The organism is Catenulispora sp. MAP12-49 (assembly GCF_041262705.1).
Classification (GTDB): Bacteria; Actinomycetota; Actinomycetes; order Streptomycetales; family Catenulisporaceae; genus Catenulispora.
Genome location: NZ_JBGCCP010000001.1, coordinates 403,459 through 416,797 on the forward strand (window position 1 = coordinate 403,459; position 13,339 = coordinate 416,797).

At 71.2% G+C, this 13,339-nt stretch carries 13 protein-coding genes; 8 read left to right on the forward strand and 5 right to left on the reverse strand.

The features are described 5' to 3' along the window. Positions 1 to 26: 26 nt before the first annotated feature. From ABIA35_RS01770 to ABIA35_RS01780, 3 genes are all read right to left on the reverse strand, one after another. Positions 27 to 671, reverse strand: a complete 645-nt coding sequence (locus ABIA35_RS01770; RefSeq protein ID WP_370343067.1) for a DJ-1/PfpI family protein — start codon at positions 669 to 671, stop codon at positions 27 to 29. 74 nt (positions 672 to 745) lie between these two features. Beyond that, complete coding sequence (locus ABIA35_RS01775; protein ID WP_370356256.1) at positions 746 to 1,717, reverse strand: GlxA family transcriptional regulator; 972 nt, start codon at positions 1,715 to 1,717, stop codon at positions 746 to 748. A gap of 94 nt (positions 1,718 to 1,811) precedes the next feature. Beyond that, positions 1,812 to 2,852: a hypothetical protein gene (locus ABIA35_RS01780; RefSeq protein WP_370356258.1), complete on the reverse strand. Its 1,041-nt coding sequence runs from the start codon at positions 2,850 to 2,852 to the stop codon at positions 1,812 to 1,814. A gap of 174 nt (positions 2,853 to 3,026) precedes the next feature. On the opposite strand from ABIA35_RS01780, the gene hisC reads away from it, so the two are divergent. Then, the gene (hisC, locus tag ABIA35_RS01785; RefSeq protein ID WP_370356260.1) at positions 3,027 to 4,097 is read left to right on the forward strand and encodes a histidinol-phosphate transaminase; all 1,071 of its coding nucleotides are present in this window, start codon (positions 3,027 to 3,029) and stop codon (positions 4,095 to 4,097) included. A gap of 49 nt (positions 4,098 to 4,146) precedes the next feature. Next, the gene (locus ABIA35_RS01790) at positions 4,147 to 5,358 is read left to right on the forward strand and encodes a GAF domain-containing sensor histidine kinase (protein ID WP_370356262.1); all 1,212 of its coding nucleotides are present in this window, start codon (positions 4,147 to 4,149) and stop codon (positions 5,356 to 5,358) included. Positions 5,359 to 5,374: 16 nt separating this feature from the next. Here ABIA35_RS01790 and ABIA35_RS01795 read toward each other — a convergent pair whose 3' ends face one another. Together ABIA35_RS01795 and ABIA35_RS01800 are read right to left on the reverse strand one after the other, a co-directional pair. Beyond that, positions 5,375 to 6,979 carry a multicopper oxidase family protein gene (locus ABIA35_RS01795; RefSeq protein WP_370356264.1) on the reverse strand — a complete coding sequence of 535 codons (1,605 nt, stop codon included), beginning with the start codon at positions 6,977 to 6,979 and terminating at the stop codon, positions 5,375 to 5,377. After that, positions 6,976 to 7,344, reverse strand: a complete 369-nt coding sequence (locus ABIA35_RS01800; protein ID WP_370343075.1) for a hypothetical protein — start codon at positions 7,342 to 7,344, stop codon at positions 6,976 to 6,978. Before ABIA35_RS01800 ends, ABIA35_RS01795 begins: the two co-directional genes overlap by 4 nt. 148 nt (positions 7,345 to 7,492) lie before the next feature. Here ABIA35_RS01800 and ABIA35_RS01805 point away from each other — a divergent pair, with 148 nt between their 5' ends. From ABIA35_RS01805 to ABIA35_RS01830, 6 genes are all read left to right on the forward strand, one after another. Beyond that, positions 7,493 to 8,032 carry a DUF501 domain-containing protein gene (locus tag ABIA35_RS01805; protein ID WP_370356266.1) on the forward strand — a complete coding sequence of 180 codons (540 nt, stop codon included), beginning with the start codon at positions 7,493 to 7,495 and terminating at the stop codon, positions 8,030 to 8,032. Positions 8,033 to 8,047: 15 nt separating this feature from the next. After that, on the forward strand, positions 8,048 to 9,004 hold the full coding sequence (locus tag ABIA35_RS01810) for an exopolyphosphatase (RefSeq protein ID WP_370343077.1): 957 nt from the start codon (positions 8,048 to 8,050) through the stop codon (positions 9,002 to 9,004). A gap of 226 nt (positions 9,005 to 9,230) precedes the next feature. After that, entirely contained in the window at positions 9,231 to 9,398 is a 168-nt protein-coding gene (locus ABIA35_RS01815; protein WP_370356268.1) for a hypothetical protein, read from the forward strand. 328 nt (positions 9,399 to 9,726) lie between these two features. Beyond that, a complete protein-coding gene (locus ABIA35_RS01820) occupies positions 9,727 to 11,064 on the forward strand; it encodes an NAD(P)/FAD-dependent oxidoreductase (protein WP_370343079.1) in 1,338 nt (445 codons plus the stop codon). A 150-nt stretch (positions 11,065 to 11,214) separates the two neighbouring features. Beyond that, complete coding sequence (locus ABIA35_RS01825; RefSeq protein ID WP_370343080.1) at positions 11,215 to 11,979, forward strand: alpha/beta hydrolase family protein; 765 nt, start codon at positions 11,215 to 11,217, stop codon at positions 11,977 to 11,979. A gap of 65 nt (positions 11,980 to 12,044) precedes the next feature. Further along, a complete protein-coding gene (locus tag ABIA35_RS01830; RefSeq protein WP_370343082.1) occupies positions 12,045 to 13,316 on the forward strand; it encodes a class I SAM-dependent methyltransferase in 1,272 nt (423 codons plus the stop codon). Positions 13,317 to 13,339: the final 23 nt, after the last annotated feature.

The following is a 13,339-nucleotide window of genomic DNA, read 5'->3' on the forward strand; positions in this document are numbered from 1 at the left end:
GAGCGCTGCGCACAAAAAACCGCGCCCTACCCCCTCCGCGCCCCGCCCGCGATCAGCCCCGGCGTCTTCGCCGCCAGCTCCGGGCCGGCCTTCGCGACCGAGCCGGTGTCGTGCGGCGGCTGGGGGTCGTACTCGATCCAGAGCTGGACCGCCTTTGCGAACTCCTCGCCCTCGATCAGGCCGGTCAGGGTCAGGGCCATGTCGATGCCGGAGGAGACGCCCGCCGCCGTGACCACCTTGCCCCGGCGGACCACGCGTTCGGGGGTGTAGCGCGCGCCGAAGGCTTCGAGTTCGGGGATCGCGTTCCAGTGGGTGGTGGCGTCCAGGTCCTTGAGGATGCCCGCCGCGCCGAGGAGGAGGGCGCCGGTGCACACCGAGGTGGTCCAGGTGGTGGTTTCGTGCATGCGGGCCATCCAGTCGGTCAGGGGCTTGCGGGCCTCGTAGTCGCGGGTGCCGCGGCCGCCGGGGACCAGGAGGATGTCGCAGGCGTCGATGTCGTCGGGGGTGGCCTGGGCCTTGAGGCCGAAGCCGCCGTCGGCGCCGGCGATCACGTCGGGTTCGGTGGCGACGAACACGACTTCGGCGTTCGGCAGGAAGCGCAGGACGTCGTACGGGCCGACGAGGTCCAGCGGCATGAAGCCGGGGAACAGGGGGATAGCGATGCGGGGCATGATCGACTCCTCGTCGTGAAAGACAGCGACGTAAACCGGCGCCGTGAAGGCCAGCGTCGTGAAAGCCAGCGTCCTTATCTGCGGACGCTGAAGTGCCGCCGGTACTCGCCGGGCGTGACCCGGATCGTCCGGTTGAAGGTGCGGTGCATGGTCTCGACCGTGCCGAAGCCGCAGGTGCGGGCGATGCGGTCCAGGCCGTCGCGGGTGCTCTCCAGCAGCCTTTGCGCCGCCTCGATCCGTGCCGCCTCGACGTACGCCGCGACCGTCATCCCGGTCTCGGCGCGGAACACCCGCGAGAAGTGCCGCTCGCTCAGCGCCGCGCGCCGGGCCAGCGCCGGCAGGCTGAGGTCGTCGTCGAGGTGGTCGGCGATCCAGGCCTGCGTCTCGCGCAGCGCGTCGCGTCCCGGGCGCTGCGCCGCCAGCTGGCGGCTGAACTGCGCCTGGCCGCCGGGCCGCTGCACGAACACCACCAGCTGCTTGGCGATGCCCCGCGCCACCTCCGCGCCGTGGTCGTCCTCGACCAGCGCCAGCGCCAGGTCCACGCCGGCGGTGACCCCGGCCGAGGTCCAGATCGGGTCGTCGCGGATGAAGATCGGGTCCGCTTCGACGAGCACGTCCGGGAACCGCTCGGACAGTTCGTCACAGGACTCCCAGTGCGTGACGGCGCGCCGGCCGTCGAGAAGTCCCGCGGTGGCCAACAGAAACGCGCCGGAGCACACCGAGGCGACGCGCCGCGCTCGACCCGCCGCCGCCCGGACCCACTCGACGTACGCCGGATCCTCGCTCGCGGCCCGCACCCCGCGGCCGCCGACCACCACCAGCGTGTCGATCAGCAGCCCGGCGGCCTCGGCCATGGTCCGGTGCGGTACGACGGCCAAGCCGTCCGACGCCGTCACCGGCTCGGCCGCCGAGGCCACGACCTCGGTCTCATACCGCCGGCGATCCGACCGGTACAGCCTGTCCGCCTGCGAGAACACCTCCAGCGGCCCGGTGAGGTCGAGCAGCTGGAAGTCCGGGAAGACCAGGAAGACCACGCGGCGGCTCATGCCTCAAGCCTCGCCGCCGCCCCCGAAGTCCGCAATGACACAGGAGTGACAGATCCGGCCATGAGGCCGCGGCCGGATCCGCAAGGCACGGCCCCTACTCGGGCGCCTCCCGCACCGCCATCGCGGCCACCAGCACCTTCCCCATCTCCGGCGTCATCACATGGAAGTGGCTGCTGACGAACTCGGCCGAATCCAGATTGCTGATCGCCCCGGCCGGAAACGCGTATCCCGCGCCCTCCACCGGAAGCATCCGTCCCCACACCGACTCCGGCGACGACAGCGCGCCGTGCCGGCCGATCGCGCCGAACTCGTCGCGCACATCGCTGTCGCGCACCATCCCGGTCGTGTCCGGCTGGTCCCCGGCCAGCCGCGAGGCCAGCTCATAGGGGATGCCGACCATCTCGTCGTGGTGCGAGTACGTCACCACCACCGGCCCCTTCAGCCGCCCGCCGAACAACCCCGGGCGGAACAGGCCGTCGTGCACGCCGTCCCACTGTTTGGCGAACCCGAACTGCGAGAACGCCCCCTGGATCAGCGTCATCGACGACACCGGGAACGGCTCGCAATTGGTCAGCGCCGAGGCCATCACCCGGGCCCCGAAACTGTGCCCGGCCAGGTGCAGCCGGACCTCCGGGCGCGCTGCGCGGACCGCGGCCAGCACCGGGACGAGCCCTTTGCCGACCGCGCCGGCGCGCGCCTTCATCTCGTAGTAGGTCGCCAGGTTCATGACGGCGGAGATGCCGTCCTCCAGCGACCCGAACCTCTCCAGCAGCGTCCTGGGTTCCAGGCCGAAGAAGGCGGCCTGGTGGTCGCCGGGGTTGGCGTACTCCGCCGACACCGGGAGCCGCTCGATCTCCCCGCCGACGCGGTGCCGGATCCGGGTGACGAAGGACTCGGCGGCCCGGCCGCTCGGGTCGCCGGCGCCGGCCGCCACCGCCGCGGCCTCGACCTCCGGCTCGGCGTCGAATCGTTTGGCCGGCCACAGGATCCCCAGGACCGCCAGTCCCGGCGGGGCGCCGCCGGCTTGGGCGATGGCCGCGGTGAGGCCGGAGTACAGGATCTGCGCACGTGGCGGGTCGTCGAGCCAGCCGTGCGAGAGCACGAGCAGGTCCGTCACGTCCGCGCCGAGGGCCACCGCCGGGGCGGCTCCTCGCTGGCTGGGATCGGCCGGTTGACCGTCCGCTCCGAATGACAACTCTCCGTAGGCGAATCCGTTGAGGGTCACACCTGATATGTCCCGCTTCGGGCGGTCGGCGAAAAGTCCCGGGACGGTTAATCTGAGATCAACCCCGAGAAGGAGATTCCAGCCGTGGCCGACGACGTCCAGACCCCGAAGCTCCGTGAAGCATTGCGCGGCATCCCCGCCTACAAGGCGGGAAAGAACCCCGACGCTTCCGCCTTCAAGCTGTCCTCGAATGAGAACCCTTACCCCCCGCTGCCGGGCGTGCTGGAAGCGGTTCAGAAGTCCGCGGAGAACTTCAACCGCTACCCGGACATGGGCTGCTCGGCGCTGAGCGCGGAGATCGCCGAGCGCTTCGGCGTGCCGGTGGAGCACGTGGCGACCGGGACCGGCTCGGTCGGTGTCGCGCAGCAGCTGCTGCAGGCCACCTCGGGGCCGGGCGACGAAGTGATCTACGCGTGGCGCTCCTTCGAGGCGTACCCGATCATCACCCAGATCTCCGGCGCCACCTCGGTGCGGGTGCCGCTGACCCCCGGCGAGCACCACGACCTGGACGCGATGGCCGCCGCGGTGACCGACCGCACGCGGCTGATCTTCGTGTGCAACCCGAACAACCCCACCGGCGTCGCGATCCCCGAGGACGACCTGGTGCGCTTCCTGGACCGGATCCCCGGCGACGTGCTCGTGGTGATCGACGAGGCGTACCGGGAGTTCGTGCGGGACGAGAGCATCCCCGACGGCGTGGACCTCTACCGCGACCGCCCCAACGTGGCGGTCCTGCGCACCTTCTCCAAGGCCTACGGCCTGGCCGGACTGCGCGTCGGCTTCGCGATCGCGCACGAGCCGGTCGCCGCGGCGCTGCGGCAGACCGCCGTGCCGTTCGGGGTGAACAGCCTGGCGCAGGTGGCCGCGATCGAGTCGCTGCGCGCCGAGAAGCAGCTGCTGGAGCGCTGCGAGGCGCTGGTCCAGGAGCGCACCCGGGTCACCGCCGCGCTGCGCGAGCAGGGCTGGACCGTGCCGGAGAGCCAGGCCAACTTCATCTGGCTGCGCCTGGGCGAGCGCACCGTGGAGTTCGCCGCGAAGGCCGAGGCCGCCGGGATCGTGGTCCGGCCGTTCGCCGGCGAGGGCGCGCGCGTCACGATCGGCGAGGTCGAGGCGAACGACATCCTGCAGCGAGTCGCCGCCGAATTCCTGAAGTAGCGCCAGGGCCACCGGGCGCCTTCGCGGCCCCCGGCCTAGACTCGGACCGATGTCCGATACGCGCGAATCACCCGAAACAGCCGATCTGCGCGCCGCGCTGGCCGCCTCCCGCCGCCGTGAGTCCTGGCTCTCGGCGGCCACGGACGTCATCACCCTGATGCTGCTCGCCGAGGACCCGCACGACGTGCTGACCCTGGTCGCCGAGCGGGCCCGGGAGGCCTCCGGCGCCGACCACTGCTCACTGCTGCTCCAGCACATGGACGGCAGCTGGCGGATCGACGTGGCCACCGGCCTGGCCGCCGACCAGGTGCGCGGGTCGCTCGTGGAACCGCATCGGCACTCGGTGCGGGTGGCGGTCACCGGCCGTCCCTTCACCTTGGAGGCCGGTTCCAGCACACCCGAGGAACTCGCGCCGCCGTTCCGCCGGTTCGGCGCCATCGTCTACGCCGCGCTGGCGCAGCGCGACGACCGGCCGATCGGCACGCTGGTGCTGGCCAACGCCCCGGGCGGCCGGAGCTTCGACGACGAGGACGTCCGGCTGGCCACCGCCTTCGCGCACCAGGCGGGTCTGGCGCTGGCGCTCACCGAGGCCCGCGCCGCCGAGGACCGGCTGGCCGTCTACGCCGACCGCGAGCGCATCGCCCGCGACCTGCACGACCTCACCATCCAGCGGATCTTCGCCGCCGGCCTGTCGCTGCAGACCCTCAACCGCCGCCTGGGCGCCTCCGACCCGGACCTGCCTGCCGCCGCGGAGCGGCTGGAGGCTGTCATGGACGAGCTCGACGCCGTGATCGCCGAGATCCGCACCACGATCTTCGACCTCCAGCTGACCGCCGACCAGGAGGCGACCTCCACCCGCGCTCGGGTCCTGCGCGAGGCCTCCCGCGCGGCCCGCGTACTCGGCTTCGAGCCCTCGGTCCGCTTCACCGGCCCGCTGGACTCCCTGGTCGGCGGGGACACCGGCGCGCACCTGGTGGCCGCCGTGCGCGAGACCCTGGCCAACGCGGCCAAACACGCCGGCGCCACCCGGGTCGATGTGGTGGTGACCGTCGAGACGGCGCCGGAGACGACACTGACCCTGGACGTCCTCGACGACGGCGGCGCCCCGATGCCGCGCTGGCGGCCGAGCCCGCGCACCGCCCGGCAGGGCCTGACCAACCTCGCCGCCCGCGCCCGGGAACTCGGCGGCAGCTTCCACGCCGGTCCGGCCGAGGACGACTGGGGAACGCGGGTGACGTGGCGGGTGCCGCTGACACCGTGACGGCACCCGCCGCCGGTCACACGACCTGGAAGGTCGCCATCATCCCCATGTCCTCGTGCTCCAGGTTGTGGCAGTGCGCCACATACCGCCCCCGGTAGGAGTCGAACCGCACCGCGAAGGTGATCTCAGAGCCCGGAGACAGCTCCACCGTGTCCTTCCAACCGTGGTCGTACTCCCCGAGCCCGCCGGAGCCGCGCCCCGTCACCTGGAAGTGCGCCCCGTGCAGGTGCACCGGGTGCCGTTCCACAGAGGTCACCGTCCACTGCTCCGTCTTGCCGAACACCGGCTTCAGCAGCGGATGCGCCGGGTCGAAGGCCTTGCCGTTCACGTGCCACTGGTCGCCGTCCAAGGCGAAGACCATGCGGCGCTTGGCCCCGTCCACGGTCAGCTTCTCGACCGTGGACAGCGTGGCGGGGACCGAGGAGTCGTCCGAGGCCTTGGACGTCACCTTGAACTGCATCACCCGGCCGGGGCCGCCGCTGTCGGCGGAGTTCTTCAGGGTCACGGTCGAGCCGACCGGGTACTTGGAGAAGTCGACGACCACGTCGAAGCGCTCGGCCGGGGACATGTGCAGCGTGGAATGTGTCAGCGGCGCGGCCAACAGGCCGCCGTCGGAGCCGACCTGGACGAACTCCCCGCCGCCGGGTCCGTCCAGCTCCAGCTCGTAGCGGCGCGCGTTGGAGGCGTTGACCAGCCGCAGCCGGTACTTCACCGCGGCCACCTCCAGATACGGCCAGGGCGCGCCGTTCACCAGGATCACGTCGCCCTGCGCGCCGGCGGCGATCGACTTGTCCATGCCCGGCTTGCCGAGCAGCGTCGGGTCCTTCACCGGGTAGATCAGCTGGCCGTCGGCGTCGAAGGCGCGGTCGGCGATCATCAGCGGGATCTCGCGATCGCCCTTGGGCAGCGGCAGCTTGTCGTCCTCGGCGTCGCGCACCACGCAGAGCCCGAACAGGCCGCGCCAGACCTGCGCCCCGCTGAAGTCCATGCGGTGGTCGTGGTACCAGAGCGTGGCGGCACGCTGGTTGAGCGGGAAGACGTAGTCCCGCTGTACGGCGGTCATGTGCGCCAACGGGTCCGCCATCGTCGGCATGCCGTCCATACCCTCCATGCCACCCATGCCGGGCATCGACCCGGCCGTGCCCGGGTTCGCCATGTCCGCCAGCGCCTGCGGGAACACCAGGTCGGTGGGGAAGCCGTCGTCGGCGGGCGGGGTCAGGCCGCCGTGCAGGTGCGTGACGATCGGCACCGGCAGCTGGTTGGTCTGGTGCACGACCATCGGCGTGCCGGCGTGCACGTCCAGATACGGCCCCGGGAACGTCCCGTTGTAGCCGAAGACCTTCGTCTTGTAGCCGGGCAGGATCTCGACCTCGGCCTGCTTGAGCGTCATCGAGAAGTGGACGCCCTGCGCATCGGTGGAATCCGGGGCCAAGGCCTGCAGGATCGGCAGCGGAACGCTGAACGGTTCCGGCAGCTTCGCCTTGCTCGTCAGGGTGCCGGGGTTGATCCCGTCATCGCCGGGCTTGGCACAGCTCGCGAGCGCCGGCGCCAGCACCGCCGCCATCCCGGCGCCGCCGAAGAGCCGCAGCGCGCCACGGCGGGACACGCGAAGGCTGCTCATGCGGCGGCCGCCGGCTTGTACGGACGCATGATCAGCGGCATGAGCTGGGCGACGCCGCCCATCATCAGGACGCCCAGCGGGATGTGGATCCACATGACGTGGCCGAAGCCGGCGCCCGTCTGCACGATCTCGACGGCCAGCAGGGCGGCCGAGACGGTGAACGCCGCGCGGGGCACCAGGCCCCGGCGCCAGGCCGGGACCGCCAGGACGGTCATGACCAGACACAGGGCCACGACGACCATGGCGTTGGTGGCGTGCGAGTCGATCGCCGTGTCCTGTCCGGACAGGAACAGGCCCGCCAGGATCGGTTGCAGCAGGAAGGAAAGCGCGTGGAGCACAGCGACCACGCGCAGGGCAGGAAGCATCGGTACGTCCCCCTCGACGTATTCGTCTCTTACAGTTCGCGATGACCTCACGACCCTGGCACACCGGAGTTGATCTACGCGTCCCTCAGCGGAAGGCAGCCGTCATACTCCGCTGGAAGTACCTGCCAGGACGTAGGCTGGACGGGCCATGACGAACGACGCCCCCACCCCCGAGTCCACCCCGCCGCCCCCGGTCGACCAGGTCGACCTGGCCGCCGTCGAGGCCCAGCTGAGCCGCACGCCCCGGGGCGTGCGCCAGATCGCGCACCGCTGCGCCTGCGGCAACCCGGACGTGGTGGAGACCGCGCCGCGGCTGCACGACGGCGCGCCGTTCCCGACGCTGTTCTACCTGACCTGCCCCAAGGCGGCCTCGGCGATCGGCACCCTGGAGGCCTCGGGGCTGATGAAGGAGATGACCGAGCGTCTGAAGACCGATCCGGAGCTGGCCGCGGCCTACCGCGCGGCCGACGAGGACTACCGGTCCCGGCGCGACGCCATCGAGGTCCTGGAGGGCTTCCCGACCGCCGGCGGCATGCCGGACCGCGTGAAGTGCCTGCACGTTCTGGTCGGCCACTCCCTGGCCGTCGGCCCCGGGGTGAACCCGCTGGGCGACGAGGCGCTGGCGCTGCTGCCGGAGTGGTGGAAGTCCGGGCCATGTGTCGAACCGGGCATGGAAGCGGGTGCATAGCGGAACATGAACGACATGACGAAGCGCGTCGCCGCGATCGACTGCGGCACCAACTCCATCAGGCTGCTGATCGCGGACGTCCACCGGCGGACCGGCAAGACCGAGGACGTGGTGCGCGAGATGCGCATCGTGCGCCTCGGCGAGGGCGTGGACGCCACCGGCCGGCTGGCCCCGGCCGCGCTGGAGCGCACCTTCAACGCGTGCCTGGAGTACCAGGACCTGATCGAGCGCAACAGCGGCGGCGAGCCGATCCCGCTGCGCTTCGTCGCCACCAGCGCCACCCGCGACGCCGAGAACCGCGGGGAGTTCGTCAAGGGGGTCAAGGGCATCCTCGGCGTCGAGCCGTACGTGGCCACCGGGGACGAGGAAGCGCGCTTCGCTTTCACCGGCGCCACCGCCGAGCTGCCGCACGACCGGCACCAGGCGCCGTACCTGGTCATCGACATCGGCGGCGGTTCGACGGAGTTCGTGCTCGGCGACGACGAGCGCGGCGTGATCGCGGCCCGCAGCGTCGACATGGGCAGCGTGCGGATGTACGAGCGGCACCTGAAGTCGGACGGTGTCGCGACCGAGGCCCAGGTAAAGGCGGCGAGGGCGGACATCGAGAAGCTGATCGACCGGGCCGCCGAGGCGGTGCCGCTGGACGAGGCGCGCACCCTGGTGGGCCTGGCCGGCACCGTGACCACGCTCGGCGCGGTCGCGCTGGACCTGCGGGAGTACGACTCCTCCCGCGTCCACTTGTCGCACATCTCGCTGGGCCGGGTCCGCGACATGACCGCACAGCTGTTGGGGATGACGCCGGACGAGCGCAAGGCGGTCCCGGCGATCCACCCGGGGCGCGCCGACGTGATCGGGGCCGGGGCGCTGATCCTGCTGGCGATCATGGAGCGGGTGGCGCCCAGCCTGGGAACGCCGGAGGTCGTGATCAGCGAGCGGGACATCCTGGACGGGATCGCGGCGAGTATCGCCTGACCTGCGAAAAGCATCCGAAGGCCGCTGTCACCGCATACCAGTCGGCCGAAAGGCTGCGGCGCACAGCGTTCCTGATCTGCGGGGGAAGAGCCCGCAGTCGGTCTGTTACCCGGCCTTCGAGACCGACTACTGCGCGGCGGGCACGCTCTCCGACGGCTCGGTGGTCATGGTGGTGCACGGCACCGGCGAGCCGGCCAGTGGCCCGCCGACGCACAGCAACACGGTCATGATCACCCGGCCCGACCACATGCTGATCAACGTCGTGGAGTGGAGCAACGGCCCGCTCACCGACGACCAGCTGTACAAGATCGTTTCGGATCCGCGCTGGGGGCTGAAGACGGACGGTTCCTTCGTCGCGAAAGCCGATCGGGTCGTCCGGCCGTACTCGGGCTGAGGTCGCCGACCATCGCCTGAGACACCGCCTGAGAAAGGGGCGGGAACTCTCCCGTGGCGCCGCTCGTATTCACGGGCGGCGCTATTCTTCTACACATCGTCGAATGTGTCTCACTACCTGACACTGTGTCGGGATAGCTGTAATGTTGCTCACAGTGTGACCAGCGTCACCAGCGCATCCACTGTCAAACGCGCACAAATCTTCCCGCCGACACCAGCTGTTAACACCGGCCGCACCGGGCACCCTCTGAACGTCTCTACGCTTGAGAAGTAAGAAGATCGAGCGTCGAGAAGGCGGCCTTGGACTAGGCGGCGGAGGCGAGCATCAAGTGGGTAAGGCGAGCGGGAACGGCAAGGCGATCCCTCGGATTCTGATCGTTGGCGGCGGCTACGTCGGGATGTACACGGCGCACCGCATCCTCAAGAAGCTCGGCAAGGACGAAGCGCTGGTCACGGTCGTCGACCCGCGCTCGTACATGACCTACCAGCCGTTCCTGCCCGAAGCGGCGGCCGGCTCCCTGTCCCCGCGCCACGTCGTGGTGCCGCTGCGCCGGGTGCTCAAGCGCGCCGAGGTGCTCACCGCGCGGGTCACCGACATCGACCACGAGCGCAAGGTCGCCTCGATCGAGCCGATCGTCGGCGACCCCTACGAGATCGAGTTCGACCAGGTGGTCATCGCGGTCGGCTCGATCGCGCGCACCCTGCCGATCCCGGGCCTGGCCGAGAACGGCATCGGCTTCAAGCAGGTCGAAGAGGCCATAGCCCTGCGCAACCACGTCCTGGGCCAGATGGACATCGCGGCCACCACCAAGGACGAGAAGATCCGCCGCCGGGCGCTGACCTTCGTCTTCATCGGCGGCGGCTTCGCCGGCATCGAGGCCATCGCCGAGCTGGAGGACATGGCCCGCGACGCCTGCAAGATCTACCCGAACATCCGCCCGGAGGACATGCGCTGGGTGATGGTCGAGGGCTCCGGGCGCATCCTGCCCGAGGTCCGGCCGGCCCTGGGCGAGTACACCGTCAAGGAGCTGGAGAAGCGCGGCATCCAGGTCAAGCTGAACACCTTCCTGGAGTCCTGCGTCAACCGCCGCGTGCAGCTGTCCGACGGCACCAAGATGGTGGCCTCCACCATCGTGTGGACCGCCGGCGTGAAGCCGAACCCGGTGGTGCAGAAGTTCGGCGTCCCGCTGGGCGAGCGCGGCCACGTGAAGGCCAACCCGACCCTGCAGGTCGAGGGCTTCACCAACGTCTGGGCCGCCGGCGACGGCGCGCAGGTCCCGGACCTGGCCAACCCCGGCAAGTGGTGCTCCCCCTCGGCGCAGCACGCGGTGCGCCAGGCCAAGCAGCTGGCCGACAACGTGGTGGCGGTCGTCCGCGGCTTCGAGCCCCACGAGTACAAGCACAAGCACGTCGGCTCGGTGGCCTCCCTGGGCCTGCACAAGGGCGTCGCCGACGTCTACAACATCCGCCTGCGCGGCTGGCCGGCCTGGTTCATGCACCGCACCTACCACATGAGCCGGGTCCCCACCTTCAACCGCAAGATCCGCGTCATCGCCGACTGGACCCTGGCCCTGTTCTTCCGCCGCGAAGCCGTCGGCCTGGGCTCCATCGAGCGCCCGCGCGACGAGTTCGCCGAGGCCGCGGGGGAGCAGCGCAAGGCCGCGTGAGGCCGGCGCTTCCGCTTTCGCTGTAGGGCCGGGGCCCGTCGGAGCTTTCGCTCCGGCGGGCTTCGGCTTTTTCGCTCGCCGGGCCCCCACCCGCCCGGCCCCCGAGACGATGCTTCGCAACACGAACCTCCCAGCGGTACCCTCGCTCCCGTGAGCAGGGAATTCGAACCCCGCCTCGATCCGCCGATCCGCCCGGTTGCCGGTGGCGTGGTCGGCGCGGTCCTGTTGGCGCACGGGGGCAGGGAAGAATCGCATCAGGCGCCGCATCGGCGGGGCGGGGCGGTGACGCGGGTGCGCATGATCGCGCGGGCTGTGGCTCCGCGGCTGGCCGAGCGCGGGGTGGCGGTGCACACCATGTGCTTCCGTTATCAGGGCTGGAACGGGGACGAGCGGGCTCCGGTGCCGGATGTGCGCTGGGCTGTCACGCGGCTCGCCGAGCAGTACGGCGACGCGCCCCTGGTGCTCGGCGGGCACTCGCTCGGGGGGCGGGCCGTGGTGAACGCCGCCGACGCGCCGGGTGTGGTCGGCGTTCTGGGGCTGGCGCCGTGGCTGCCCGGGGACGAACCGACCGCGCAGCTGGCCGGGCGGCGCCTTCTGCTGGCGCACGGGACCCGCGACCAGGTCACCTCGCCTCGCTCCTCCTACGAATACGCCGCGCGGGCCCGGGCAGAAGGGCACGATGTGGCGCGCATCGTCCTGCCCGGCTCCGGTCATACGCTGCTCTCGCGCGTCCGGGATTGGAATCGGCTCGTTCTGGCGTTCAGCCATGCGTGCCTCCTTGATCACCACGGTGCGGCGGACCCGGCCGGAGCACGGCCGCCCCGCTACACCGATGTGATCGCCGAGGCCTTCCAGGCTGCCGCTCCCGAGGGCCTACAACGAGTCCTGACGCCCGCCGGGCGGGTCCGCGCCTGATGATCAAGAGCGTGTTACGTTACTGAAGGCGTCCAGTGCCCCGACCCGGATCTCGGAGTGGAATCATGACCCACCCTGCCATCCCGCTGATCGACACCGACCGCTGGCCCGACCTCGCGCGGGTCCCGGACCGGCCGGTGCGCGCCCGTATCGCCCGCCGCTTGTTCACCCATGCGCTCAAAGACGTCCCGGTCACCGTGGTGGGACCCAACGGCCTGGCGCTGGCCGGCGCGGGCGTGCCCGGCGGCGGCGGCCCCGTGCTGCGGGTGCGGCGGCCGGAGGAGTTCCTGAACCGGCTGGGCACCGACGGCCTGATCGGGTTCGGCGAGTCCTACCAGACCGGCGCGTGGGACACCGAGACGGGCGATGAGCTGGTGGCGCTGCTGACCGAGCTGGCCGCCCGGCTGGAGGACCTGGTCCCCAGGCCGCTCCAGCGGCTGCGCACGCTCGCGGCCCAGCACGTCCCCCGCGACCAGGACGGGGACCGGCACGGCGCACGCCACAACGCGCACGCGCACTACGACCTGTCGAACGACATGTTCGAGGCGTTCCTGGACCCGTCGATGACCTACTCCTCGGCCCTGTTCGACCCGGTCGCCGACGCCGACGGCCCCGGCGACCTGCACGCCGCCCAGCTGCGCAAGATCGACGCGATGCTCGACGCGGCCGGGGTCCGCAAGGGCACGCGGCTGCTGGAGATCGGCTCCGGCTGGGGCGGGCTGGCGATCAAGGCGGCCGGGGAGCGCGGCGCCACGGTGCTGACCGTGACCCTGTCGGAGGAGCAGCAGGAGCTGGCCCGCAAGCGCATCGCCGCGGCCGGCCTGTCCGACCGCGTCGAGGTCCGCCTGGCCGACTACCGCGAGGTGGCCGAGGAACGGCCGTTCGACGCCGTGGTCTCGGTGGAGATGATCGAGGCGGTGGGCCGGCGCTACCTGCCGGGCTACTTCCAGGCCATCGAACGCAACCTGGCCCCCGGCGGCCGCGTGGCCATCCAGGCCATCACCATGGCCCACCACCGCATGCTCGCCACCCAGGACTCGTACTCCTGGATCCACAAGTACGTCTTCCCCGGCGGCCTCATCCCCTCGATCCCCGAGCTCGACTACGCCGCCGACACCGCCGGCCTGCGCCTGGCCGCGCGCCGGGACTTCGGCCTGGACTACGCCCGCACCCTGCGGATCTGGCGCCGGCGCTTCGAGGAGAACTGGCCGAAGGTCGCCGCGCACGGCTTCGACGAGGTCTTCCGCCGCACCTGGCGGTTCTACCTGGCCTACTGCGAGGCCGGCTTCGCCTCGGGGTACCTGGGCGTATCGCAGCTCGCGTACACGCGGCGGTGACCGAAGCAACCCCGCGCACCCCT

Coding starts and splice junctions, on each gene's coding strand:
- ABIA35_RS01830 (WP_370343082.1), top strand. CDS start 12,045: ATGACCCACCCTGCCATCCCGCTGATCGACACCGACCGCTGGCCCGAC.
- ABIA35_RS01810 (WP_370343077.1), top strand. CDS start 8,048: ATGACGAAGCGCGTCGCCGCGATCGACTGCGGCACCAACTCCATCAGG.
- ABIA35_RS01790 (WP_370356262.1), top strand. CDS start 4,147: ATGTCCGATACGCGCGAATCACCCGAAACAGCCGATCTGCGCGCCGCG.
- ABIA35_RS01815 (WP_370356268.1), top strand. CDS start 9,231: ATGATCACCCGGCCCGACCACATGCTGATCAACGTCGTGGAGTGGAGC.
- ABIA35_RS01770 (WP_370343067.1), bottom strand. CDS start 671: ATGCCCCGCATCGCTATCCCCCTGTTCCCCGGCTTCATGCCGCTGGAC.
- ABIA35_RS01805 (WP_370356266.1), top strand. CDS start 7,493: ATGACGAACGACGCCCCCACCCCCGAGTCCACCCCGCCGCCCCCGGTC.
- ABIA35_RS01800 (WP_370343075.1), bottom strand. CDS start 7,344: ATGCTTCCTGCCCTGCGCGTGGTCGCTGTGCTCCACGCGCTTTCCTTC.
- ABIA35_RS01775 (WP_370356256.1), bottom strand. CDS start 1,717: ATGAGCCGCCGCGTGGTCTTCCTGGTCTTCCCGGACTTCCAGCTGCTC.
- ABIA35_RS01795 (WP_370356264.1), bottom strand. CDS start 6,979: ATGAGCAGCCTTCGCGTGTCCCGCCGTGGCGCGCTGCGGCTCTTCGGC.